The organism is Acidimicrobiales bacterium (assembly GCA_035316325.1).
GTDB lineage: Bacteria > Actinomycetota > Acidimicrobiia > Acidimicrobiales > VFJN01 > DASXTK01.
On sequence record DATHJB010000162.1, the window covers coordinates 1 to 21769 of the forward strand.

Below are 21769 nucleotides of genomic sequence, written 5' to 3' on the forward strand. Positions count from 1 at the left end.
ACTCGACTGTGGATCGGCGACCACAGACGACTCGGGACGATCATGGGGGCTTCGGCCAGGGGTCGAGCGCCGCCAGCGCACGGAGGCGTTCGGCGGCGCGGGCGAGTGCGAGCGGTGGCACCTTGAAGATCAGGAAGCGGAGCAACGGGTAGGGGTCGTCGCCGCTGGGCGTGAGGGTGCACTCGACCGCCAGCAGGTCGCCGTCGGGGTTGCCGCCCTGCTGGACCTCCACGACGAAGCGCAGCTCCGCGGCCCGGTCGCCGCCGAGCATCGCGTCGCCTCCGGGGTCCAGCCGTTCCAGCTGGTCGGCGAGCTCGACGAAGTCCTCGTCGGTGAAGATCGTCTCGAGCACCCCGGCGAACGGGCGGGCGACGACCGAGATGCGACACTCGAACCACCGGTCGAACCAGCTCGGCCGCGGCGTTGCCTCGATCCGCAACCCCTCCAGTTCGAGCACCACCGGATCCCACGGCACCTGCCCAGGTTGCCGCGTTCAGACGGTGAGGACGACGCGCCCTCGCGCCTGTCCGGACTCGGGGTAGCGGATGGCGTCGGGGCGTCGCTCAGCCGGTAGCTCCGGTCGCCTTCCCCGCCGACGAGGACGAGTGTCCCCGGGCGTCAGCGCGCGCCGGAGCCGGGAGACCGTGCTGTTGCCGCCGATGTCGAGGATGAGGTCGTAGTGGTCGGACGAGTCAGCGAAGTCGTCGCGCGCAGCCCGAAACCGATGACGCGCATCAGGTGCGGCACGCCGGTCATGAGGTTGCGACTGCGGGTTGACACGCCGGCCTCGTCGTCGCAGCATGGCGGGGCGGCGAGACGTGCGCCGAACCTCCGTCGGTCCTCCCCAGCAGGACCGTTCGTTGGAGGCAAAGGGGATACCCGTCCTCACGTCGGTGTCGGTCATCCGCCTTCACGGGGCTGCTGGGGAGTCGCCGTCGGGGGCGTGGAGGACCGATGACAGCGAACCGCAGACGCAAGCGCCGGGTGCGAGTCCGGGCCGCGAAGACGGGCGAGTCGTACACCGCTGCGCTTCGGCACCTCCGTGATGCCGAGGAGGCACACATGTCCGCATACCAGCTTCGAGCTGCCGGCGTCACCGACGTCGGCAACGTCCGTCCGACCAACCAGGATCGGCTGCTCGCCGAGGGCGACCTGGTCGCCGTCGCCGACGGGATGGGCGGTCACCGGGGCGGCGAGGTCGCCAGCCGGCTGGCCGTCGAGACCCTGGGGGAGGCGTTCGCCGACGACCCCACGACCGCCGGCCTGGCCGAGGCCGTCCGCCGGGCCAACACCGCGGTGTGGGAGGCCGCCGCCGCCGACCCCGCGCTGGCCGGCATGGGCACCACCATCGCCGCCGTGGCCCGGGTGCGGGACGAGGGGCGGGAGCGGCTGGCGGTCGTCAACGTCGGCGACTCACGGGCCTACCTGTTCCACGACGCTCACTTGACCCGGCTGACGTCGGACCACAGCCTGGTGGCCGAGCTGGTGCGCTCCGGGGAGCTGACCGAGGAGGACGCCCGGGAGCACCCGCAGCGCAACATCCTCACTCGGGCTGTCGGCGTCGGGCCCGAGGTGGAGCCGGCGGTGGCGGTCGCCGAGCCGGCGCCGGGCGACCGGCTGCTGCTGTGCAGCGACGGCCTCTTCAACGAGCTGGCCGACGACGAGATCACGTCGGTCCTGGCGTCCGTCCCCGACCCCGCGCTCGCCGCCGACGAGCTGGTCCGCCGGGCCAAGGACCACGGCGGCGCCGACAACATCACCGTCGTCGTCCTCGACGTGGGGTAACGGCGCCACCCGTCAGCCGGGCGGCCGGGCGAGGAGGACGGCGCAGCCCGTGACCGCGGCCGCCGCGAGGACCGGGTCGCCCCCGGCCGTCAGGACCCCGGGGACGTCGGCCCGGTCGAGCCCCCGGGACAGGGCCGGCGCCGCCCGACCCGGGTGGAGGGTCAGTGCCGCCGTGGCCGCCACCGGATCACCGCCTTCGAGCAGCTCCCAACCGTCGTCGCCCCGCCGCAGGGTCCACCGGCCGACGTCGGGGATCACGAAGGCCAACGTGTCGCCGGCCGAGGCGCCCAGGTCGTGCAGGTGGGCGGCCAGGCCGAGGAGCACCACCCGGGCCGCGGTCACGAGGTGCTCACCGCCGAGGTCCGGCGCCCCGACCGCCCGCCGCACCTGCTGCTGGTGGAGCCAGCGCTCGGCGTACTCCCGGGCGATCGCCTGCCAGAACGGCGACGGGCCGGTCGAGCCGAAGAACCGCACCTGCTCGCCCGGCGCCAACGGGTCGACGGCGGCGTAGTACTCGGCCGTCAGGTCCCCCGACAGCTCCAGCAGCGACAGCACCAGGCGGGTGCTCAGGAACCCCGCCGCGGTCACCCACCGCTCGTTGAAGCCGTCGAGCAAGGCCTTGAAGTCGAGCCCGGGATGGTCGGCGGCGTAGAGGAGCAGGCCGTTGGTGGCCTCGTCCCGCTGCCGCGACAGCAGCGACAGGTCGTCGCCCAGCACATGCAGGGCGATTCCCTTCACCGACCACGCCGGGCACTCGGTCGGCGCCTCCCAGGCGGCGGGCTCGAGGCCGCTCAGCAGGTCGAGCAGGGCGTGGCGTTCCCCCGGCAGCAGCGCCACCACGTCGAGCGGGGCCACCGGCTGCAAGGCGTCCATCCGTGGACCATAGACGTGCGAAGCTGAGGGGGTGCCGGAGCTCGACTGGGGGTCGTTGACGACCCGGGTGAAGCCGGAGCCGTCGCTGGTGCTGATCACCGGGTCGCTGGCGCTCGTGGCCGTGGCGGTCGACCGGGTGTGGCGCTGGTCGAGGAGCGTGGTGACGATCGTCCACGAGGCCGGCCACGCCGTCGTCGCCAAGCTGACCGGCCGGCGCCTGACCGGCATCCGGCTGCACTCCGACACGTCCGGCCTGACGGTCTCGGTGGGCCGGGCGTACGGCCCCGGGATGGTGTTCACGATGGCGGCCGGCTACGTCAGCCCGTCGCTGGTGGGCCTGGTCGGGGTGCTCCTGCTGGCCTACGACCAGGTGACGATCATGCTGTGGGGCGCGGCCGCGGTGCTGCTCAGCATGCTCAGCCTGATCCGCAACCTCTACGGCGCCCTCCTGCTGGTCGCGGTCGGCGCGGTGGTCGGGGCGATCTCGCTCTACGCCGAGCCCGACGTCCAGGCGGCGTTCGGCTACGGCGTCACCTGGTTCATGCTGCTGGGAGCGGTGCGACCGGTCGGCGAGCTGCGGCGCACCCGTCGCAACGGCACCGTCGGCCTCGCCACCGACGCCGACCAGCTGGCCCGCCTCACCCGCGTCCCCGGCACGATCTGGGTCGGCCTCTTCGGCGCCACCACCGTCGGCGCCCTGGTGGCCGGCGGCTGGCTCCTCCTCACCTGACCGCCGGCGGTCAGCCGAGGGCGTACGGGTTGGGGACGGTGTCGAGGATCACGTTCTGGGTGAAGCCGGCGGGTGCGACGCACCGCGCGTCGAGGGTGCCGTCGTCGTGCAGGGCCAGCTCCACCACCCCGCACACCTTCTCGCCCAGCACCGTCTGGATGCGATCGGGGATGGTGGCCCAGGTGGTGGGCGCCCACACGTGCAGCACCCCGTCGTGGGCGTGCTGCGAGTGCTGGTGGACGTGGCCCGACACCACCACCCCGAGCGACGACCCCCCGTCGGCCACCATCCCGAGCAGCCGGTCGCGGGCCGCAGGCGGGACGTAGCGCCCGGGATCCGCGTCGGGCCGGTCCGGCGGGGGCGCCAGGGGCTTGTGCAGCACCAGCGCGAACTGCCGCCCGTCGTCCGCCCCTGGCAGCACGTCGGCGAACCACTCCCACTGGTCGGCCTCGGCGTCGAGCCCGGTGTCGAACAGCAGGCTGTTCAGCCCGACGACCCGCCAGCCGGGCAGGTCGAGCATCCACTGGTCGGGCCCGAGGGCGTTCCGGAAGCGCTCCAGGGCCTCTGGCGTGACCAGCGGGTCGTCCGGTGCCGCCTTCGGGAACGGGTTGTCGCCGATGTCGTGGTTGCCGGGGACCACCCGCAGCCGGGTGTCGAGCCGCCCGAGGGCCGCCTGGGCGACGGCGAGGTCGTCGCCGGACGAGCCGGGCCCGTCGGCGCAGATGTCGCCGGCGTGGATCACGAGGTCGTGACCCTCGGCGTCGACGTGCGCCACCACCGCGTCCCAGTTGGCCGACGCCTCCGGCGTACGGGCCGACAGGTGGGAGTCGGACACCACGAGGACCCGCGTCGAAGTCACCCTTCAAGCTACGCGAGATCCAGGCGGACGCGACTGGGGATCCGCAGGTTCGGTCGGGCCTCGTAGGTGACCTCGGGGTCGACCAGCTCGGGGGCGCAGCGCTCCACGACCGCGTCGACGACCCCGGACGCCAGCGTGGTCGCCGCCGAGGAGCCGGGGCAGCGACGGGGCTCGGCGCCGAAGCCGAACGGCTCGCGGCAGTCGGGGTCGTGGTTGGCGGCGGCCAGCAGCACCACCACCGTGGCGTCGGTGGGGATCGTGACGTACGGCAGCTCGATCGGCCTGGCGGCCACCCGGGTCGTGAGCTGGACGGGCGGGTCGAACCGGCTCGTCGCCTCGACCAGGCCGTCGCGCACCGCCGGCCGGTGGCGGCTGCGGGCGAGGATGCTGTTGCCGATCAGCCCCGCCGTGGCGTCGACGGCCTGGAGCAGCAGGGCGGCGGTCGGCGTGAGGGCGGGGTCGGCGCCCAGGGCCGCCGCCAGCACGGCGATCGGCACGTCCCGGGCGACCAGCCCCATCAGCTCGACGGTGGGGCCGGGGGCGGCGGTGAGCCGCTCGGCCGTGGCGGCGTAGGCCGCGGCCTGCAGCTGCGACGGCGCCAGCTCGGCGAGCCGGGCGATGGCGAGGGAGCGCCGCCGGTCGTGGTCGTCGGCGGGCGGCACGAAGCCCACGACGGCCGACGGGGAGGCCAGCACCGCCTCCACGTCGGCCGACCGGGCGACGACCCAGCGGCCGTCGTCGTGCGCGTGGGCGCCGCGGGCCCGCAGCGCCGCGTACGTGGGGTACGGATCGGGCCGGGAGGCGAGCTCGTCGAGCATGGTGCCGAACGTACCCAGGGAATGTTTCGGCACGGGGCGCGGCCCGCCCGAGGCCGGGGCCGACGTATGTCGGTCGCAAGACGGTGGAAGACGCGGAGCATGCTTACGCTCATCGCCTTCGTGATCGTCGGTGCCGTGGCGGGCTACCTGGCCCGCCTCCTGGTGCCGGGCCCCGACCCGATGTCGGTCCTCGGGACCATCGTCCTCGGCGTCATCGGCTCGTTCGTCGGTGGTTTCCTCGGCTACGTCCTGTTCGACAAGGACTTCGGCGACGGCGCCCTGCAGGCCTCGGGCATCGTCGGCTCGATCGCCGGCGCGGTGGTGGCGCTGCTGCTCTACAACGCCGTCGGCAGCGGCCGCGCCCGCCGCATCTGAGGGCACGGGACACCCCAGGGCCTGACGCCCATCTGTACGTTAACAATTCCGCAACATATGGGACGGGCGTGGCCTGTTACGGTCTGCCCGTCCCATAGCTGCGACCGCCCGTAAGGCGCAGCCGGATCGGCCCGTGGGACCGGATGCTGGGGAGCATTGACCACCTCGTGGACGAGAGCGCGTACAGGTTGGCAGCGGGGGCCGCCCGATGATCGCCACGGTGAACGACGCGCGCACCGCCGCTGCTGCCACGGATGACGTAGCTCCGGCGCGGGTGCGGCGGCTCCGACGGCCCAGCACGCCCCTGATGCTGCGGGTCGGCATGGCCCTCGCCTGCCTGCCGGTCGTCTTCTTCGCCGCCGCCGTGCAACTCGGCGTGGACCGCAACGACTCGACGGTCCGCACCGTCGCCCGCGACGCCACCCAGGGCATCACCGTCGCCCAGGCGCTCAAGCTGAACCTGGCCGAGCTCGACCAGATCGTGGTGCGCGACCTGCTCGACCCCGTCACCCTCGGCCCCAGCGGCTTCCCCGGCAACTACGACGACAAGCGCGGCGAGCTCCACGACAACCTCGTGCTGGCGGCGCAGGAGTCGTCGACGGGTGCCGCCTACCGCCAGCCGCTGGCCAACATCGACTACGCCCTGGCGCACTACCACACGCTGGTGAAGGACGCCTTCGCCGCCCACGACCAGGGCGACGACATCCGGGCCGCCGAGCTGTACGGCCTCGCCGGCGAAGTGATGGAGGGCACGCTGCTGTCGCAGGCCGATTTCGTCGACAAGGCCAACACCTACGTCCTCAACGACACCTACGACCGGCAGAAGGCCCGTGCCGCGTCGACCCAGCAGCTGATCGTGGTGTCGCTGGTGGTGCTGCTGGCGTTCCTGGTGCTGACCCAGCTGCTCATGGCCCGCCGGTTCCGGCGGCTCCTCAACCTGCCGCTGCTGGTCGCGACGGCCGTGACGGTCGCGACAGGGCTGTTCGCGCTCGCCCGGCTCGACACCTCGGCGTCGGACCTCACGACGGCCCGCGAGCAGGCGTTCGACTCGGTCCACGTGCTGGCCCGGGCCCGGGCGACGGTGGTGTCGGCCCGGCAGGCGCAGGGCCAGCTGCTGCTCGACCCCGCCGGCGCCTCGGCCGCCCAGGTCGCCTTCGAGGCCCAGGCCAACCAGCTGTTCCGGGTGCAGGACACCACGAGTTTGTCGGGGGTCGCGACGGTGGCCCGCGACGGCGAGGTACCCGAGGGCGCGGGCGGTTTCCTGGCCAAGGTCGTGTTCGCCGATGCCGGCGGGGCAGGCGAGAGCAGCGCCCGCCACACGGTGGTGGCGTTCGGCGAGTTCCTCTCGTCCGATGCCGAGCTGCGCCAGTTGGTCGACGACGGCGACACCGCGGCGGCTGCGGCCCTCTACCGGTCCGGCGTCGCCTTCAACGAGCTGACGCAGGCCATCGACGGGGTGCAGGCGCTCGACCAGGCCACGTTCGACGACCACGCCGACGACGCCATCAGCGCCACCGCGGACCTCGACCGCATCGCGGCGGTCGCCGCGGTGGCGGTGCTGCTGCTCGTCGCCCTGGGCCTCTACCAGCGTCTGCGGGAGTACGGCCGATGAGGAACCTGTCGACCCGGGCTCGGGCGCTGATCGCCGGCGTCGCCGCGGTGGTCGTCGTCGCGGCGGCCGTCGTGTGGTGGGTCGGCGGCGCCGACGACAGCGAGGCCGCGGCCGCCTGCCCCCCGAGCGACATCCCCACCCACGACGAGAGCACGCTCATCGTCGAGGGCGACGCCTGGTCCGGCTACGCCCCCTTCCGCGACCCGGCCCTGCTCGACGGCACCGGCTACCAGCTGGTCTACGTCGAGCAGGTGTGCCAGGACGTGCGCGCCGCCGACCTCACCGCCGGGCGCGCCGACATCGCCGTCACCAGCCTGGACCAGTACCTGCTGGAGGCCCCCGAGGGCACGGTCGTCGGGGTCATCGACCAGAGCGTCGGTGCCGACGCCCTCGCCCTCGGCACCGCCAACCACCCCGAGCTCGACCACGTCGACGACATGCCCGCCCTGGTGGAGCAGTTCGAGCGCGACGGCCGCCGCCCGGTGCTCGCCTACACCGGGAACTCGCCGTCGGAGATGCTGCTCAACGAGCTGGCCAACACCACCGAGAACCTGCGGCTCGCGGACTTCGAGCTGGTGTCGGTCGACCAGTCGGTCACCGCCTACGAGATGCTCGAGGCCGACGAGGCCCAGCTGGCCGTCATCTGGGAGCCGGAGACGAGCACTGCCCGCGGCGCCGGCAACACCATCGCCCTGAGCAGCGCGGACGTGCCCAACTCGATCGTCGACGTCATCGTCGCCAGCGACCGCCTCATCGAGCGCGACCCCGGCGCGGTGCAGGCCGTGGTCGACTCCTTCTACTCGACGATGGACCGCTACCTGGCCGACCCGGCGGCGCTGCGCCAGTTCTACGCCACCGACGGCGGCCTCGAGCCCGAGGCGGCCGGGGCGCTGATCGCCGGCATCAAGCTCTACGGCAGCCGGGACGCCGACGTGTTCATGAACGAAGAGGTGTTCCCCCTGGACAAGGCGCAGGTGGAGCAGAGCGTCGACTCCATCGGGTCGGTGCTGGCGCTGGTCCACCCGGACGTCCCGCTCGGCCAGGCCAACGTCGACGGCAGCTACGTCTACGAGTTCGGGGGAGCAGGACCATGAGCCCCGCGGCGCACGCCCTCGACCGTCGGCTGCTGGAGCTCCGCTCGGAGCACGAGGCGTTGACGACCCGGCTCCACGACCTGGAGGCCGACGCCACCTACGCCCGGCTCCTCGGCGGCGAGGGCATGTCGGGGGCCACGTCCGACCGGCTGCGACCGGTCCACGACCGGGTCGCCGGCCTGCTGCCCGGGCTCGAGCACGTGGGTCTGGTGGTCGACCAGGTGAGCGCCGGCCGCGGCGGGGGCATGCTCACCGACGACGTCGCCACCGCCCTGTTCGCCCAGCTCAACAGCCCCCACATCGTCCTCCCCGCGGCGCCCGGGGGGCTCACCGCCCACGGCCTGCTGGCGGTGGTGGGCGAGGCGCTCGTCGAGCTGCAGGCGGCCGTGGCCGAGGTGGGCGAGGTGTGGGCGCGGTTCCCGGGCCGGTTCGACGAGGTCCGGGCCGAGGCCGACCGGCTCGCCAGCACGGCGCCCGAGCTCCGCACCGTCGCCGCGGCCGGCGCGGCGCTCGACAGCCTCGGCGACCGGTCCGGCGCCGACCCGCTGGGCGCCGCCGACGACCTGACGACGGTCGAGTCGGCCCTGTCCACCGCGGCGGGCGCCGTGGAGGAGATGGGCCGCCTGCGCGACGTCGTGCAGGGCGCGGGGCGGACGCTGGCCGAGCTGGACGAGCTGATGGGCGAGGGGAGCGAAGCGCTGGTCCGCAGCCGGGTCGAGCTGCGCGAGCCCCAGGGCCTGCTCGACCCCGTCGACCCCGACGTGCTCTCGGGCGAACGGGGCCTACGCCCCTGGCTGGCCCGCCTGCAGGCGCTGGTGGCCGGGGGCGAGTTCGGGTTGGCGGCCAAGGGCCTGGAGAGCTGGACCGCGCTGGCCGACAAGTCGCTGGCGGCGGCGACGGCGATCGCCGAGGCCAACACCCGACCGCTGCAGCGCCGCCGTGAGCTGCGGGAGCTGCTGCGAGCGGCCCGGGTGAAGGCCGGGGCGTCGGGCCGGGCCGAGGACCCGCTGATGAGCCAGCTGGCCCGCCGGGCCGACGAGGCGCTGGCCGCGCCGTGCTGCCTCGTCACGGCCGAGTCGGAGGTCGGGGCCTACCTGGTGGAGCTGCGCCACACCCCGACCCCGGCCCAGGCGCAGCGGCTGGAGGAAGGTACCGAGGAGCGGACGGAGATGTCGGCGTGAACTGCACCTACCCCGGCTGTGGTGGCCGCGTCGACGCCGGCTACTGCGACACCTGCGGCCGCCGCGAGCGGGCTCCCGCTCGGGTCCTCGAACCGGCGGCCACGGCCACGGCTGCGTCGCCCACACCACCACCGCCATCGCCTCCGTCGGCGCCACCGCCGCCGGGCCCGACCGCGCCACCTCCACCGCCACCCCCGCCTCCCCCCGCGCCGTCCTCCGACAGCTTCCCGTCGGGTGCCGTGTCGAGCGACCGGTTCGGCCGCCGCCGGGGCACCGACTCGGGGCCCATCTCCGGGCCGACGTCCGGCCCCACGTCGGGCCAGTTCCGGGCGGTCGGCCTGGGCCCGCCGCCCGACGGCAGCCCCTGCGGTGCCCCCGGCTGCAACGGCACCCTCGACGCCGGCTACTGCGACACCTGCGGCCGCGCCGCCATCGCCGGCCGGCGGCCGTCGTCGCCCGCCCCGGTCGGCGCCGGCACGGGCTCGTCCCGCCTGCCACTCCTGCGCCCCGCGTCGGTGCGGATGCGCCGGGGCTCCGCCCACGCCCGGGCCCGGATGGGCGGCGACTCGTCGCCGACCGGCACCGGCACCGGCTCCCGCCGCACGGGCGGCACCCGGCTGGGCCTGGGCCTGGTCGACGTCCCCGCGGTACCGACGGGCGACCCGGCCGAGGCGACCATGGCCGCCGCCGAGGTGCCCGAGGACAAGCGCTACTGCTCGGTCTGCAGCCAGCCGGTCGGCCGCACCCGCAACCAGCGCCCCGGTCGCACCGAGGGGTTCTGCCCGACCTGCCGCACGCAGTTCTCGTTCACCCCGAAGCTCCAGGGGGGCGACCTGGTCGCCGGGCAGTACGAGGTGCTGGGCGTGCTGGCCCACGGCGGCCTGGGCTGGGTCTACCTCGCCCGGGACCAGGCCGTGTCGAACCGCTGGGTGGTGCTGAAGGGCCTGCTCGACGCGGCCAGCGACGCCGCGGCGGTGGCCGCGGTGGCCGAGCGCCAGTTCCTGGCCGCCCTCGACCACCCCAACATCGTCCGCATCTACAACTTCGTCACGCACGAGAACGCCGGCTACATCGTGATGGAGTACGTCGGCGGCAAGAGCATCAAGACGATCCTCAAGGAGCGCCGCGACGCCAACAGCGGCCAGATCGACCCGTTGCCGGTCGACCAGGCGATCGCCTACGCCCTGGCCACGCTGCCGGCCATCGGCTACTTCCACTCCAACGGCCTCGTCTACTGCGACATGAAGCCCGACAACGTGCTGCTGTTCGGCGACACGCTGAAGATGATCGACCTGGGCGGTGTCCGGCGCATCGACGACGAGGAGTCGGCGATCTACGGCACCATCGGCTACCAGGCGCCCGAGGTGGCCGACACCGGTCCGACCGTGGCGTCGGACCTCTACACCGTGGGCCGGCTGCTGGCGGTGCTGGCGATGGACTTCCGGGGCTACCAGAGCACCTACATCGACTGCCTGCCGGCGCCGGAGGAGCAGCCCCTGCTCGCCGAGCACGAGTCGCTCCACCGCTTCCTGCTCAAGGCCACCGCTCTCGACCCGACCGACCGCTTCGACTCGGCCGACGAGATGGGCGAGCAGCTCCTCGGCATCCTGCGGGAGCACTCGGCGACCCGAGGGACGGCCCAGCCGGCGGTGAGCCGGGCGTTCGGCCCCGACGGGCTGGTCGGCGCCGACATCGACGACGAGGTGCTGCCCGACTGGCGCCTGCTGCCGCAGCCCAAGGTCGACGCCGACGACCCGGGCGCCGGCTTCCTCCTCGGCATCGCCGACGGCGACCCGGCCGCGGTGGTGGCGACGCTGACCGCGGTGATGGCGGCCGACAGCGTGCCCCCCTCCCAGGAGGTGCTGCTGCGGCTGGCCCGGGCGCAGCTCGACAGCGGCGATCCCACGGGGGCGCGGGCGACCCTCGACCGCCTGGACGGGAGCGCGGCCCTGTCCGTGTCCGTGCTGGGCGGCGACTGGCGGGTGTGGTGGCACCGCGGGCTGTGCGCCCTCGACGCCGGGGCCGCGGCCGAGGCCATCGGCTGGCTCGACCCCGTCTACACCGAGCTGCCCGGCGAGGTGGCCGCCAAGCTGGGTCTGGCCCTGGCCCACGAGCTGGTCGGCGACCTCGCCCGCAGCGCCGACCTCTACGACGTCGCCAGCCGCACCGACCCGTCGTACGTGTCGGGGGCGTTCGGGCTGGCCCGGGTGCGCCTGGCCGCCGGCGGGCGCGAGGCCGCGGTCGACTCCCTGGCGCGGGTGCCACCGGCGTCGAGCGTCCACGTGCCGGCGCTGATCGCGGCGCTGCGGGCGCTGGCGACCACCGAGGGCGTCCCGGGCGGCGTGCCGACGCCCCAGCAGCTGGAGCAGGCGTCGCTGATCCTGGCCCAGCTGCGCCTCGACCCCCGGCGTCACGCCGAGATGGCCTGCGAGCTGTTCGAGGCCGGCCTGTCGACGCTGGGTGCCGGCGGCAACGGGGCGTCCCCAGGGTCGCGGACGGCCACGATCCTGGGCCGGCCGCTGACGGAGACCGCCCTGCGCGAGGGCCTGGAGCAGACCTACCGCCAGCGGGCCCGCCACGCCGCCACGACCGCCGAGCGCCACGACCTGATCGACCGGGCCAACCGGGCCCGCCCGCGGACGTTGCTGTGAGCGAGCGCCACGACGTCGTCCCGTGCGCGGCCTGTGGCGAGCCGGTGCTGGTCGACGACCGGTTCTGCGAGGCGTGCGGGGCGTCGCTGCCGGTGGCGGTCGAGGTGGAGGAGTCGGCCGACGCGCCGCCGGCGGGGTGGGACGACCACCTGGAGCTGGCCGACGGGCTCGTCGCCGCGGTGACCGACCGGGGGCAGTCGCACTGGCGCAACGAGGACGCCGTCGGCATCCGCTGGGTCGACGGTGACCCCGGCGGCTTCGTGCTGGTGGTGTCCGACGGGGTGTCGGTGAGCCAGGAGCCCCAGCGGGCGTCGCAGGCGGCGGTGGAGACCGCGCTGCTGGTGCTGAGCGGGGCGGTGTCCGCCGGGGGCGATCTCGACGCCGCCATGGTCGAGGCCACCGCGGCGGCGCAGCGGGCCGCGGCCGCCCTGCCCTGGAACCCGGACCTCGACGTCGGCCCCGGGGCCTGCACCCTGGTGGCGGCGGCCGTGCGGGGCCGCTACGCCACGTTCGGGTCGGTCGGCGACAGCCGGGCGTACTGGGTGGACGAGGGTCGGGCCGTGCAGATCGGCCGTGACGACTCGCTGGCCGGCGAGATGGTGGCGTCGGGGCGCATGACCACCACCCAGGCGATGACGCGGGCCGGCGCCCACGCCCTCACGAAGTGGCTCGGCGTCGACTCGACCGACGCCGCGCCGACCGTCACCACCGTCGAGCTCCCCGGGCCGGGGCTCGTGGTGCTGGCGTCCGACGGGCTCTGGAACTACCTGCCCGAGGCCGACGACATGGCGCGGCTCATCGGCCGGCCCGGGACCGAGACCTCCCTCGACCTGGCACGGCGCCTGGTCGCCTACGCAGACGGCGCAGGCGGCGCCGACAACATCACCGTGGCGGTGGGGCCACACGACCTCTACCTGCAGGAGGTGCCGTGACTGGTTTTTCTCTGGAGGTCTTCCAGAACGAGTACGTGCCCGCCGGGGCCACCACCGTCGACGCCATCGTGACCGTCACCGCCGGCGGCTGGAACCCGGGCGGGTCCGGCCGCGCCGCCGAGGTGCTCATCCTCGACACCTCGGGCTCGATGGAGACCCCGCCCAGCCGCATGCGGGCCGCCCGGCAGGCCGCGTGCGAGGCCATCGACAGCATCCGCGACGGCGTGCTGTTCGGCGTGATCGCCGGCACCGAGCGCGCCATCACGGTCTTCCCCGTGTGGGGGACCGGCCTGGTGGTGTCCGACGCCCCCAACCGGGCCGCGGCCCGCGACGCGGTGCGGCGCCTCCAGGTGGGCGGCGGCACCGCCATGTCGACGTGGCTGCTGGCCGCCCGGGAGCTGTTCAAGGCCAGCCCCGCCGACCTCCACCACGCCATCCTGTTGACGGACGGCGAGAACCGGGAGGACTCCTGGCGGCTCGACGAGGCCCTGCGCTACTGCACCGGGCTGTTCCAGGCCGACTGCCGGGGCATCGGCACCGACTGGGTGGTGAAGGAGCTGCGCAGCATCGCGTCGGCCCTGCTGGGGACCGTCGACATCATCCCCGAGCCCGAGCAGATGCCGGCCGAGTTCCGCCGGCTGATGGAGCGGGCGATGGGCCGGACGGTCGCCGGCTCGGCGCTGCGGGTGTGGTGCCCGCTCGACGCCACCGTGAACTTCGTCCGCCAGGTGAGCCCCACCGTGGAGGACCTGACCGACCGCACCACGCAGGTCGACCAGCGCACCCGCCAGTACCCGCTGGGGGCGTGGGGCGCCGAGTCCCGCGACTACCACGTGTCGGTCACCGTGCCGCCGCAGTCGGTGGGGGTGGAGATGCTGGCCTCCCGGGTGAGCCTGGTGACCGACGACGAGGTGGTCGGGCCGGCGCTGGTGCGGGCCGTGTGGACCGAGGACGATGCCGTGAGCACCCGCATCAGCCCCGAGGTGGCGCACTACACCGGTCAGGCCGAGCTGGCCGAGGACATCCAGGCCGGGTTGGCGGCGCTGCAGGAGGGCGACGAGCGGACGGCCACCTTCCGGCTGGGGCGGGCGACCCGGCAGGCGGTCGCCTCGGGCCACGAGGGCACGGTGCAGCTGCTGCGCAAGGTGGTCGACGTGGAGGACGCCCGGGAGGGCACGGTGCGCCTGCGGCCCCGGGTGGCCAAGGCCGACGAGATGGCTCTCGACACCCGTTCCACCCGCACGGTGCGGGTCCAGAAGACCGCGGCCGCTCCCCGGGGTGCGGCGGGCGAGGCCGACGAGATGGTGCTGGAGACCCGCTCCACCCGCACCGTCCGCGTCCGCCCCGGCTCTCCTGCGCCACCGCCGGCGCTGCCGGCACCACCACCGCCATCCGTCCCGCCCGAGCCGCCGGCCCCCCCGGCGTCGGTGCGGGGGTTGGCGGCCATGGCGGGGCCGGACTTCGACCCGGCGTCCGGGCCCGAGCCGGAGCGCGAAGGCGAGGCAGCGGCAATGTGGCCGTCGTCGCAGCCGCCGGAGGGAGCGGCGGGGCCCGTCCGGTGGCCGTCGTCGCTGGCCCGGCCGGGTGACCAGTCCGAGACCGAGGCGGAAGCGGAGGCAGAGTCCATGCCCGACGCAGCCGTCGGTGAGTCGTGAGCGGTCCCATGGGTCCCGTGTCCACCGTGGCCTGCCCCAACGGCCACCCGTCGATCGACAACTCCATCTGCTCGGTGTGCGGGGTGCTGATCGCCCCGCCGCTGTCGGGGTCCGACTCGGCGCCGACCATCGGCCGGCTCGACCCGTCCACCATCCTGCCCGTGCCCGGCCCCGGCCTGCCGCTGCGACCCCTCGCCGCCGCGGCTCCCCACCCCGAGCCCGACAGCGGCCCCAGCCGCCCGACCGGTCCCACCGGCCCGCTGGCCGCCGCCGAGCCGGCGGAGAAGGGCTGGGTCTGCACCAACTGCTCCGCCGAGCAGGAGGCCGGTACCCGCTTCTGCGAGGTGTGCGGCTACGACCCGTCGACGGGGAGCCTGCCCCACACCAACGCCCCGGTGGTCCGACCGGCGCTCGACCCGTCGCCCCGGCCGACGACGACGAGCTCGCAGCCGTCGTTCTCGCAGCCGTCCCAGCCATCGCAGCCGTCGTCGCCGTCGGTCGCCGGCACGCTGCAGGCGGTGATCACCGCCGACCACGAGTACTTCCGCAGCCACCAGCTCGACGAGGTGCAGTTCCCCGTGGGCGTGCCGACGCGCACGATCGAGCTGAGCCAGGCGCCGCTGAGCATCGGGCGCCGCAGCCGCAGCCGGGGCACCAACCCCGGGATCGACCTGGCCGGCCCGCCCGACGACCCGGCCGTGTCGCACCTCCACGCCTCGCTGCTGCCGACCGACGACGGCCGCTGGACGTTGGTCGACCACGGCTCCACCAACGGCACCTACCTCAACGGCTCCGCCGAGCCGGTCCCGGCCAACCGTCCCCTCCCGGTAGGCCCCGGCGACCGCATCTACGTCGGCGCCTGGACCTGCATCAGCCTCGAGCCCCGCTAGTTCCCGGGGTTAGACGGTGCCCGGCGCCACGATCCGGTCGAGGGGTGGGACGGCGATGCCGGTCGTGCCGGCGGCCTCGAAGGCGGCGACCAGGGCGTCGATGTCCTGGGCGCCGCCGAGGGCGTCGGTGCCCTCGTTGAACACGGTGAAGCCGTCGCCGCCGGTGGCGAGGAAGTTGTTCATCGTCACCCGGAACGAGGCCGTCGGCGTGACCTCCGCGCCGCCGATCCAGATGCGCCCGATGCGGGCCTCGCACGTGGTGGCCGCGGCGTCGCTCTCGTAGCGGAACGTGGCCGACACCTGCAGGATCCGCTGGGTCGACTGGCCACCGCAGCCCACGAACTGCTGCTCCAGCAGGCGCCGGATCATGTCGCCGGTCATGGTCTTGGTGACCAGGCTGTTGCCGAACGGCTGCACGGTGAAGGCCTCGCCGTAGGTGACCTCGCCGAGTGCCTCGCCGCCGGACGACTGGTCGGTCGTCCGCATGTCGGCCCGGATGCCGCCGGGGTTCATGAACGCCGCGACCGCACCGCCCAGGTCGGCGGGCGCCGTGGCGGCCAGCTGCGAGTCGGCGATCACGTTGCCCAGCGTCGACTCGCCGAGCGGCGACCCCGCCCGCAGCAGGTCGCCCTGGATGCCGCCGATCACCTGGTTGGCCAGCGGGGCGGCAGCGGTGACGTACTGCTGCACGACCGCCTGCACCGCCGGGTCCTCGCGGCTGACGTCCGGCTGCCGGACGACGCCCGTCCCCGGCGTGTTCAGGGCGTTCTCGACGATGGTGTTCTCGGCGCTGGCGGCCACCAGCTCGCCGGTGCGGTCGTCGACGGTGAGGGTGACGTCGGTGAGGATGCGACCGAACGACGACGCGCTGGTGATCAGCCGGGTCACGCCGCCGGTCGTGATCGTGCAGCGGTACTCGGCGTGGGTGTGGGCCGACACGATCACCTTGATCGACGGGTCGAGCCGGCTGGCGATCTCGGCGATGGGGCTGCCTTCCAGGTTGCCGGCGCAGCCGTTGAGAGCCGCCGTGGTCTGGAAGCCGCCCTCGTGGATCACCAGCACCGACGTGTCGACGCCCTCGCGGCGCAGCTTGCGGGCGGCCCGGTTGGCGGCGTCGGCCTCGTCCCCGAACGTCAGCCCGGCGACCCCGGTGGGGGTGACGATGGTCGGCGTGGCCTCCAGCACCTCGCCGATGAACCCGACCTCCACCCTGCGCCCGCTGTCGGTGCGGAACCGCTGGGTGCCGAAGGCGGGGAACAGGGTCTTCCCGGTGGCGTCGACGGTGACGTTGGCGGACAGGTACTGGAAGTCGGCGCCCGGGTAGCGGTTGGTGGGCCGCCGGCCGGCCTGGGCGTAGGGGGCGCCCGTGCAGCCCTCGGGCCGGCAGCCGCCGCGCTGGATGCGCTGCAGCTCGGCCTGGCCCTTGTCGAACTCGTGGTTGCCGACCGAGGCGAAGTCGACGTTCATCAGGTTGCTGGCGATGACGATCGGCTCCTCGAAGAACAGCCCGTTGGCGAGGGGGCTGGCGCCGATGTTGTCGCCGGCGAACACGGTGGCCTGCCGGCCCCGGTACTCGGCCTGGCGCTCCTTCACGGCCTTGGCCAGGTAGGCGGCGCCGCCGGCGAAGCGGCCGTAGATGTTGCTGCCGCCGGCCTCGAGGTTGCCGTGCAGGTCGTTGAACGCCAGCACGTGCAGGTCGGTGGTGCGGTCGCGGGGCGGGCGGTGGCGCGTGTAGCTGACCGACACCTCGTCGGACAGCGTCCGGGCTCCCGAGATCACGATGCCCTCCGCCTTGGGCTGCTCCGTGGTCGCGAACGGCGCCACCAGCACCACCATCACCGCGCCCAGCACCAGCCCGAGCTGTGTCTTCCAACCGCGCATGTCCCTACCCCCGGGCTCGTCCGCCGCCAGTTCGACCCCAGCTTGCAGCATTCGAACGGCCACTGCTTGTCCGAACGCTGAACCCCCGGTTACCGAACGTGGGCGTTTGGGCGTGTCCTGCGGGTCACGGCCCGAGGCGGATCCGGCGATCGCTACGCTCGCCGCGCATGGGGGCACGGGCAGTGGACGAGGGCGTCGGGATCGACGGGCCCGGGCTCGGCCGCGACACGCTCACCGTGGGCGTCGTCGCGCTGGTGGTGCCGGTCGCCGCGCTGTCGCGACCGCTGCTGGAGGACCTCCTCGACCGGCCGGCGGTCGCCAACTGGGCCACGGTGTTCGTCGCCCTCGTCGTGCAGGCCATGCCGTTCCTGGTGCTGGGGGTGGGGGTGAGCGCGGCGGTGGCGGCGTTCGTGCCGCCGGGCCTGCTGCCACGGGTGCTGCCCCGACGCCCGGTCGCCGCCGTACCCCTGGCGGCCGCGGCGGGCCTGGCGCTGCCGGGCTGCGAGTGCGGTTCGGTGCCGATCGCCGGTCGCCTGGTGCGTCAGGGCGCCCCGCCCGCGGCGGCGCTGGCGTTCCTGCTGGCGGCGCCGGCGGTCAACCCGGTGGTGCTGGTGGCGACGGCGGTGGCGTTCCCCGGCCGGCCCGAGGTGGTGCTGGCCCGGTTCGTCGCCAGCCTGGCCACGGCGATCGTGGTGGGCCTGCTGTGGTCGCGGCGCCGCCACGACGGGATGTCCGAGCGGGCCCGCCGGGCGCAGGACGAGGAGGGGTCGCGGCTCGCGGTGCTGCTGGCGACCGCCCAGCACGACCTGCTGCACGCCGGCGGGTTCCTGGTGGTGGGCGGAGTGGTGGCGGCGACCCTGCAGACCGCCGTGCCCCGCGACGTGGTCGACGCCGTCGCCGACGCGGGCCTGTTCGCGTTCCTGGCCCTGGCGCTCCTGGCGGTGCTGATGGCGGTGTGCTCGGAGGCCGACGCCTTCGTGGCCGCCAGCCTCACCCAGTTCTCGCTGACGTCGCGGCTGGTGTTCATGGTGGTCGGCCCGATGGTCGACGTGAAGCTGGTGGCGCTGCAGGCGGGGACGTTCGGCCGGGGCTTCGCCCTGCGGTTCGCCCCGCTCACGCTCGGGGTGGCCGTGGCGTCGAGCGCTCTGGTCGGGTGGTGGCTGCTGTGAGCGGGCGTTCCCGATGAGCGCCGCGGGCGGGTCGATCAGCCTGCTGCTGGGGACGGTGCTGCTGCGGCTGTCGGTGACGGGCCTCCACCAGCGCTACGTGCGGGTGGGGATGGGCCCGTGGCTGGCGGTCGCCGGGGTGGTGGTGATCGTCCTGGGTGTCGTGACCCTCGAGCGCACGCTGCCCGGTCGGCACCCCCACACCGGCGACGGCGATGACGGCCACGGCCACTCCCACCTGCCCCGGGTGGGGTTCCTGCTGCTGGCGCCGGTGGTCGTGCTCCTGCTGGTGGCGCCCCCGGCGCTGGGGAGCTACGGCGTCGACCGGGGCGCGGTGGTCGACGTGACCGCCGGGGCGCCGGCCTTCGATGCGCTCGACCCGGCTGCCGGCCCGGTCGACCTGAGCCTCACCGAGTTCAGCCAGCGGGCCTTCGACCACGACGGCGAGACGTTCGCCGGCGCCACCGTGCGGCTCACCGGCTTCGTCGCCGACGAGGACGACCCCTTCCGCCTGGCCCGCTACCAGATCGCCTGCTGCGCGGTCGACGCCGCCCCGGTGGTCGTCCGGGTCACCGGAGCCGTCGGCGACCCGCCCGAGCGGGACCGGTGGGTCACGGTCGTCGGCACCTTCGACTCGGTGACCGACGACGACATCCCGACGCTCGCGGCCACGAGCATCGTCGACATCCCGCCGCCCGACGAGCCCTACGAGTAGCTACTCGGCCCCGAGCGACTCGACGATGGGCTGGAGGAACGCCGCGTCGTCCCACCCGCTCTCGGGGTTGATCGTGCCTCGACCCGGGACGAGTCCGTCGGACGGGTACTTGCCGAACAGGTTGGGGTCGGCGATCGGCGGGCCGGGGTCCTTCACGTACAGGCCGTTGCGCACCACCACCAGGTCGAGGCTGGGGATCACGTAGATGTACTGGCCGTCGTGGCCGATGGCGGCGAAGGCGTCGTCGGGGAGGCCGTCGGCCGGGTCGAGCCACCACTGGTAGCCGTACTGGTCCTCCGACGCGGGGGCGGCTTCCAGCGAGTCGGTCACCCAGTCGGCCGGGACCACCGGCTCGCCGTCCCACTCGCCGTCACGGGCGTAGAGCAGGCCGAAGCGGGCGAACCCGCGGCTGGTGGTGTCGAGGCAGCAGTAGGTGAGGGTGTGGCCGCGGGCGTCGCGCCACCACTCCACCTGCTCGACGTCGAGGGGCCCGAAGATCTCCTGCTGGGCGTACTCGTCGACCGGCATGCCGGTGGCCTGCTGGAGCACCCCGGACAGCAGCATGGTGTCGCCGCTGGAGTAGCTCCACACCTCGCCCGGCGGGTGGGCGGAGGGCTGACCGGCCGCGTAGGCCAGCTCGTCGGCGGCCGCGACCACCATCTCGATGATGTCCGAGCTCCCGAGCGCCTCGGCGTCGTAGTCCTCCACCCAGTCGAGCCCGGACGACATCTGCAGCACGTCGCGCAGCGTGATCGCCGCCTTGTCGGTGCCCTCCCAGTCGGGGTACCAGGTGGTCATCGGCTCGTCGACGCCGGGGATGAGCCCGTCCTCGATGGCGATGCCGACCAGGGCGCTGGTGTAGCTCTTGGCCATCGACCAGCTGGCTGCCCACGAGTCCTGGTCGGCGCCCTCCGCGTACCACTCGGCCACGATCACGCCTTCGTGCACGACCACCACGCCCTGGGTGTTCATCCCGTCGGTGAACGCGTACTCCTGGGCGCCCTCCAACGTGTCCGGGTCCATGCCGTGGTCCTCCGGCGCCTCGACCGCCCACTCGTCCCCCGGCGTGACGACCGCGGCCTCGGCCTCGACCTCGGCTGCCTCGTCGTCCTCGTCCCCCCGATCCGCCGTGTCGTCGTCGCCACTGCAACTCACGACCACCAGCACCAACGCCACCCACCAGGCTGACCACCGTCTGAACATCGCCCCAGTTGAGCAGACCCGTGCCCGTCACGGCCGAGTGGACCCAGCTGGTGCCGCTTCCGGCATGCCCGCCGCCCGAGTCGCCCGGGCGGCGAAGAAGATCGGTACCTCCGTGTAGAGCGGTTGCTGCCGGGCGAGGCGGGGCGACGCGATCGGCTCCTCGACGGCTTCCAGGTGGAAGCCCGCGCGGACCAGGGCGTTGAGGTAGGTGGTCAGCGTGCGGTGGTGGTTCCCGGCCCGGCGGACGCCGTTGGGGTTCGACGAGCGCCAGAACCGCTCGCGGAAGTAGCCGGTCACGCAGACGCCGGGTCGACCGTCGGCCGTGGGCTGGGGCGTGGCGTCGGGGGCCAGGAAGCACGGGTGCCCGATCACGAAGACGAGCCAGCCGCCTGGCTGCAGCACCCGGTGGATGGCGCGGAGGGCGGAATCCAGATCCGGGATGTCCATGAGGGCCAGCTGGCACGTCGCGCCCTCGAACGATGCGTCGCGGCAGGTCGCGAGGAGCTGGGCGTCGTCGACGGCGTAGGCGATGTCGCCGTCCGGCGGGGCCCCGTGACGGCCGGCCCGCTCGATCATCTCCGGCGAGGCGTCGACACCGACGACGCGGCGGGCGCCACCGGCGGCCAGCGCCCGCGTGGCCAGGCCCTGGCCGCAGGCCACGTCGATCACCGTCGCTCCCGCCAGCGGAGGAACGAGTCGCAGCAGGCAGTCCAGCGCCGTCTCGTGGGGCCCGCTCCCGGCCCGCAGGAGATCGTCGTACCACCCGGCTATGTCGGACCATGAGATCCCGCCGTCGGCGCCACTCATGCCGAGAAGTCTGCCATAGAAGGCACGAACGTGTGTTCGTCGGGTAGTAGACTGAGATGCGTGGATGTGGTCGACGAGCTTCACGAGAACGCGAAAGCACTTGTCGGTGTCGACACGCACACTCTCACCGACGACGAGCTCGGCGACGCGTTGGTGGGCCTGCACCGAGTCGAGGCGCTACTGGCCGCGGCCAAGGCCCGGCTAACCGACGCCTTCGACGTTCGCAGGGGCTGGTCTCATGACGGCTCCAAGAGCGCCGCCGCGTGGCTCACCCATCGTTGTCACACGTCGCGGCAGGCGATGCAGGCCCAGACGCGCACGGCGCGGCGGTTGCGGGCCATGCCGCTCACGGCGGCGGCACTGCGGGCAGGGGAGATCGACGACGAGCACGTGCAGGTCCGCGCCCGGGTCGCCGGCGCCGCCCGGCTGGCGGTGTCGGGGGCGTTCCCCAAGGCGGAGGAGCAGCTCGTCGACTTCGCCAAGACCCTGTCGTTCGACGACTTCGTGCGCGCCGTGCGCTACTGGGAACAAGTCGTCGACCC

Annotated in this window: 20 protein-coding genes; 13 read left to right on the top strand and 7 right to left on the bottom strand. The window is 74.0% G+C overall.

Annotated elements, in window-relative coordinates; translation table 11 throughout:
* Nucleotides 1-40 precede the first annotated feature (40 nt).
* Entirely contained in the window at nucleotides 41-475 is a 435-nt protein-coding gene (locus VK611_21180; GenBank protein HMG43859.1) for a hypothetical protein, read from the bottom strand.
* Between the two features lie 587 nt (nucleotides 476-1062).
* Between VK611_21180 and VK611_21185 the strand changes: the two genes are divergently transcribed.
* Entirely contained in the window at nucleotides 1063-1785 is a 723-nt protein-coding gene (locus VK611_21185; GenBank protein HMG43860.1) for a Stp1/IreP family PP2C-type Ser/Thr phosphatase, read from the top strand.
* Nucleotides 1786-1797: 12 nt separating this feature from the next.
* Here VK611_21185 and VK611_21190 read toward each other — a convergent pair whose 3' ends face one another.
* Nucleotides 1798-2658 (bottom strand): maleylpyruvate isomerase N-terminal domain-containing protein, encoded by an 861-nt coding sequence (locus VK611_21190; protein HMG43861.1) that lies wholly within the window; start codon nucleotides 2656-2658, stop codon nucleotides 1798-1800.
* Nucleotides 2659-2689: 31 nt separating this feature from the next.
* On the opposite strand from VK611_21190, the gene VK611_21195 reads away from it, so the two are divergent.
* A complete protein-coding gene (locus VK611_21195) occupies nucleotides 2690-3388 on the top strand; it encodes a M50 family metallopeptidase (GenBank protein HMG43862.1) in 699 nt (232 codons plus the stop codon).
* Nucleotides 3389-3398: 10 nt separating this feature from the next.
* On the opposite strand, the gene VK611_21200 is transcribed toward VK611_21195, so the two are convergent.
* Together VK611_21200 and VK611_21205 are read right to left on the bottom strand one after the other, a co-directional pair.
* Nucleotides 3399-4247 (bottom strand): metallophosphoesterase, encoded by an 849-nt coding sequence (locus tag VK611_21200; protein HMG43863.1) that lies wholly within the window; start codon nucleotides 4245-4247, stop codon nucleotides 3399-3401.
* A gap of 8 nt (nucleotides 4248-4255) precedes the next feature.
* The gene (locus VK611_21205; protein HMG43864.1) at nucleotides 4256-5065 is read right to left on the bottom strand and encodes a hypothetical protein; all 810 of its coding nucleotides are present in this window, start codon (nucleotides 5063-5065) and stop codon (nucleotides 4256-4258) included.
* 99 nt (nucleotides 5066-5164) lie between these two features.
* Here VK611_21205 and VK611_21210 point away from each other — a divergent pair, with 99 nt between their 5' ends.
* From VK611_21210 to VK611_21245, 8 genes are all read left to right on the top strand, one after another.
* On the top strand, nucleotides 5165-5440 hold the full coding sequence (locus VK611_21210) for a GlsB/YeaQ/YmgE family stress response membrane protein (protein HMG43865.1): 276 nt from the start codon (nucleotides 5165-5167) through the stop codon (nucleotides 5438-5440).
* Nucleotides 5441-5660: 220 nt separating this feature from the next.
* Nucleotides 5661-7052, top strand: a complete 1392-nt coding sequence (locus VK611_21215; protein HMG43866.1) for a hypothetical protein — start codon at nucleotides 5661-5663, stop codon at nucleotides 7050-7052.
* Nucleotides 7049-8146 (top strand): hypothetical protein, encoded by a 1098-nt coding sequence (locus tag VK611_21220; protein ID HMG43867.1) that lies wholly within the window; start codon nucleotides 7049-7051, stop codon nucleotides 8144-8146. Before VK611_21215 ends, VK611_21220 begins: the two co-directional genes overlap by 4 nt.
* Entirely contained in the window at nucleotides 8143-9327 is a 1185-nt protein-coding gene (locus VK611_21225; protein ID HMG43868.1) for a hypothetical protein, read from the top strand. The genes VK611_21220 and VK611_21225 overlap by 4 nt, the downstream gene beginning before the upstream one ends.
* Entirely contained in the window at nucleotides 9324-11978 is a 2655-nt protein-coding gene (locus VK611_21230; GenBank protein ID HMG43869.1) for a tetratricopeptide repeat protein, read from the top strand. The genes VK611_21225 and VK611_21230 overlap by 4 nt, the downstream gene beginning before the upstream one ends.
* The gene (locus VK611_21235; GenBank protein HMG43870.1) at nucleotides 11975-12910 is read left to right on the top strand and encodes a PP2C family serine/threonine-protein phosphatase; all 936 of its coding nucleotides are present in this window, start codon (nucleotides 11975-11977) and stop codon (nucleotides 12908-12910) included. Before VK611_21230 ends, VK611_21235 begins: the two co-directional genes overlap by 4 nt.
* Nucleotides 12907-14565 (top strand): VWA domain-containing protein, encoded by a 1659-nt coding sequence (locus VK611_21240; GenBank protein HMG43871.1) that lies wholly within the window; start codon nucleotides 12907-12909, stop codon nucleotides 14563-14565. Before VK611_21235 ends, VK611_21240 begins: the two co-directional genes overlap by 4 nt.
* Before the next feature lie 17 nt (nucleotides 14566-14582).
* Entirely contained in the window at nucleotides 14583-15455 is an 873-nt protein-coding gene (locus VK611_21245) for an FHA domain-containing protein (GenBank protein HMG43872.1), read from the top strand.
* Nucleotides 15456-15464: 9 nt separating this feature from the next.
* On the opposite strand, the gene VK611_21250 is transcribed toward VK611_21245, so the two are convergent.
* A complete protein-coding gene (locus VK611_21250; protein HMG43873.1) occupies nucleotides 15465-17336 on the bottom strand; it encodes a bifunctional metallophosphatase/5'-nucleotidase in 1872 nt (623 codons plus the stop codon).
* A 167-nt stretch (nucleotides 17337-17503) separates the two neighbouring features.
* On the opposite strand from VK611_21250, the gene VK611_21255 reads away from it, so the two are divergent.
* Nucleotides 17504-18505: a permease gene (locus VK611_21255; protein HMG43874.1), complete on the top strand. Its 1002-nt coding sequence runs from the start codon at nucleotides 17504-17506 to the stop codon at nucleotides 18503-18505.
* 13 nt (nucleotides 18506-18518) lie between these two features.
* A complete protein-coding gene (locus VK611_21260) occupies nucleotides 18519-19217 on the top strand; it encodes a TIGR03943 family protein (protein ID HMG43875.1) in 699 nt (232 codons plus the stop codon).
* Here VK611_21260 and VK611_21265 read toward each other — a convergent pair whose 3' ends face one another.
* Together VK611_21265 and VK611_21270 are read right to left on the bottom strand one after the other, a co-directional pair.
* Nucleotides 19218-20420 carry a serine hydrolase gene (locus VK611_21265; protein HMG43876.1) on the bottom strand — a complete coding sequence of 401 codons (1203 nt, stop codon included), beginning with the start codon at nucleotides 20418-20420 and terminating at the stop codon, nucleotides 19218-19220.
* Between the two features lie 27 nt (nucleotides 20421-20447).
* On the bottom strand, nucleotides 20448-21227 hold the full coding sequence (locus VK611_21270) for a class I SAM-dependent methyltransferase (protein HMG43877.1): 780 nt from the start codon (nucleotides 21225-21227) through the stop codon (nucleotides 20448-20450).
* Nucleotides 21228-21287: 60 nt separating this feature from the next.
* On the opposite strand from VK611_21270, the gene VK611_21275 reads away from it, so the two are divergent.
* Nucleotides 21288-21769 (top strand): DUF222 domain-containing protein (locus VK611_21275; protein ID HMG43878.1); only part of this gene is annotated, 482 nt, incomplete at its 3' end.

Bases quoted from the DNA above. Each gene is read 5' to 3' on its own strand.
- VK611_21185 (HMG43860.1), top strand. From the start codon at position 1,063: ATGTCCGCATACCAGCTTCGAGCTGCCGGCGTCACCGACGTCGGCAAC.
- VK611_21190 (HMG43861.1), bottom strand. From the start codon at position 2,658: ATGGACGCCTTGCAGCCGGTGGCCCCGCTCGACGTGGTGGCGCTGCTG.
- VK611_21205 (HMG43864.1), bottom strand. From the start codon at position 5,065: ATGCTCGACGAGCTCGCCTCCCGGCCCGATCCGTACCCCACGTACGCG.
- VK611_21210 (HMG43865.1), top strand. From the start codon at position 5,165: ATGCTTACGCTCATCGCCTTCGTGATCGTCGGTGCCGTGGCGGGCTAC.
- VK611_21220 (HMG43867.1), top strand. From the start codon at position 7,049: ATGAGGAACCTGTCGACCCGGGCTCGGGCGCTGATCGCCGGCGTCGCC.
- VK611_21225 (HMG43868.1), top strand. From the start codon at position 8,143: ATGAGCCCCGCGGCGCACGCCCTCGACCGTCGGCTGCTGGAGCTCCGC.
- VK611_21250 (HMG43873.1), bottom strand. From the start codon at position 17,336: ATGCGCGGTTGGAAGACACAGCTCGGGCTGGTGCTGGGCGCGGTGATG.
- VK611_21255 (HMG43874.1), top strand. From the start codon at position 17,504: ATGGGGGCACGGGCAGTGGACGAGGGCGTCGGGATCGACGGGCCCGGG.
- VK611_21260 (HMG43875.1), top strand. From the start codon at position 18,519: ATGAGCGCCGCGGGCGGGTCGATCAGCCTGCTGCTGGGGACGGTGCTG.
- VK611_21265 (HMG43876.1), bottom strand. From the start codon at position 20,420: ATGTTCAGACGGTGGTCAGCCTGGTGGGTGGCGTTGGTGCTGGTGGTC.
- VK611_21270 (HMG43877.1), bottom strand. From the start codon at position 21,227: ATGAGTGGCGCCGACGGCGGGATCTCATGGTCCGACATAGCCGGGTGG.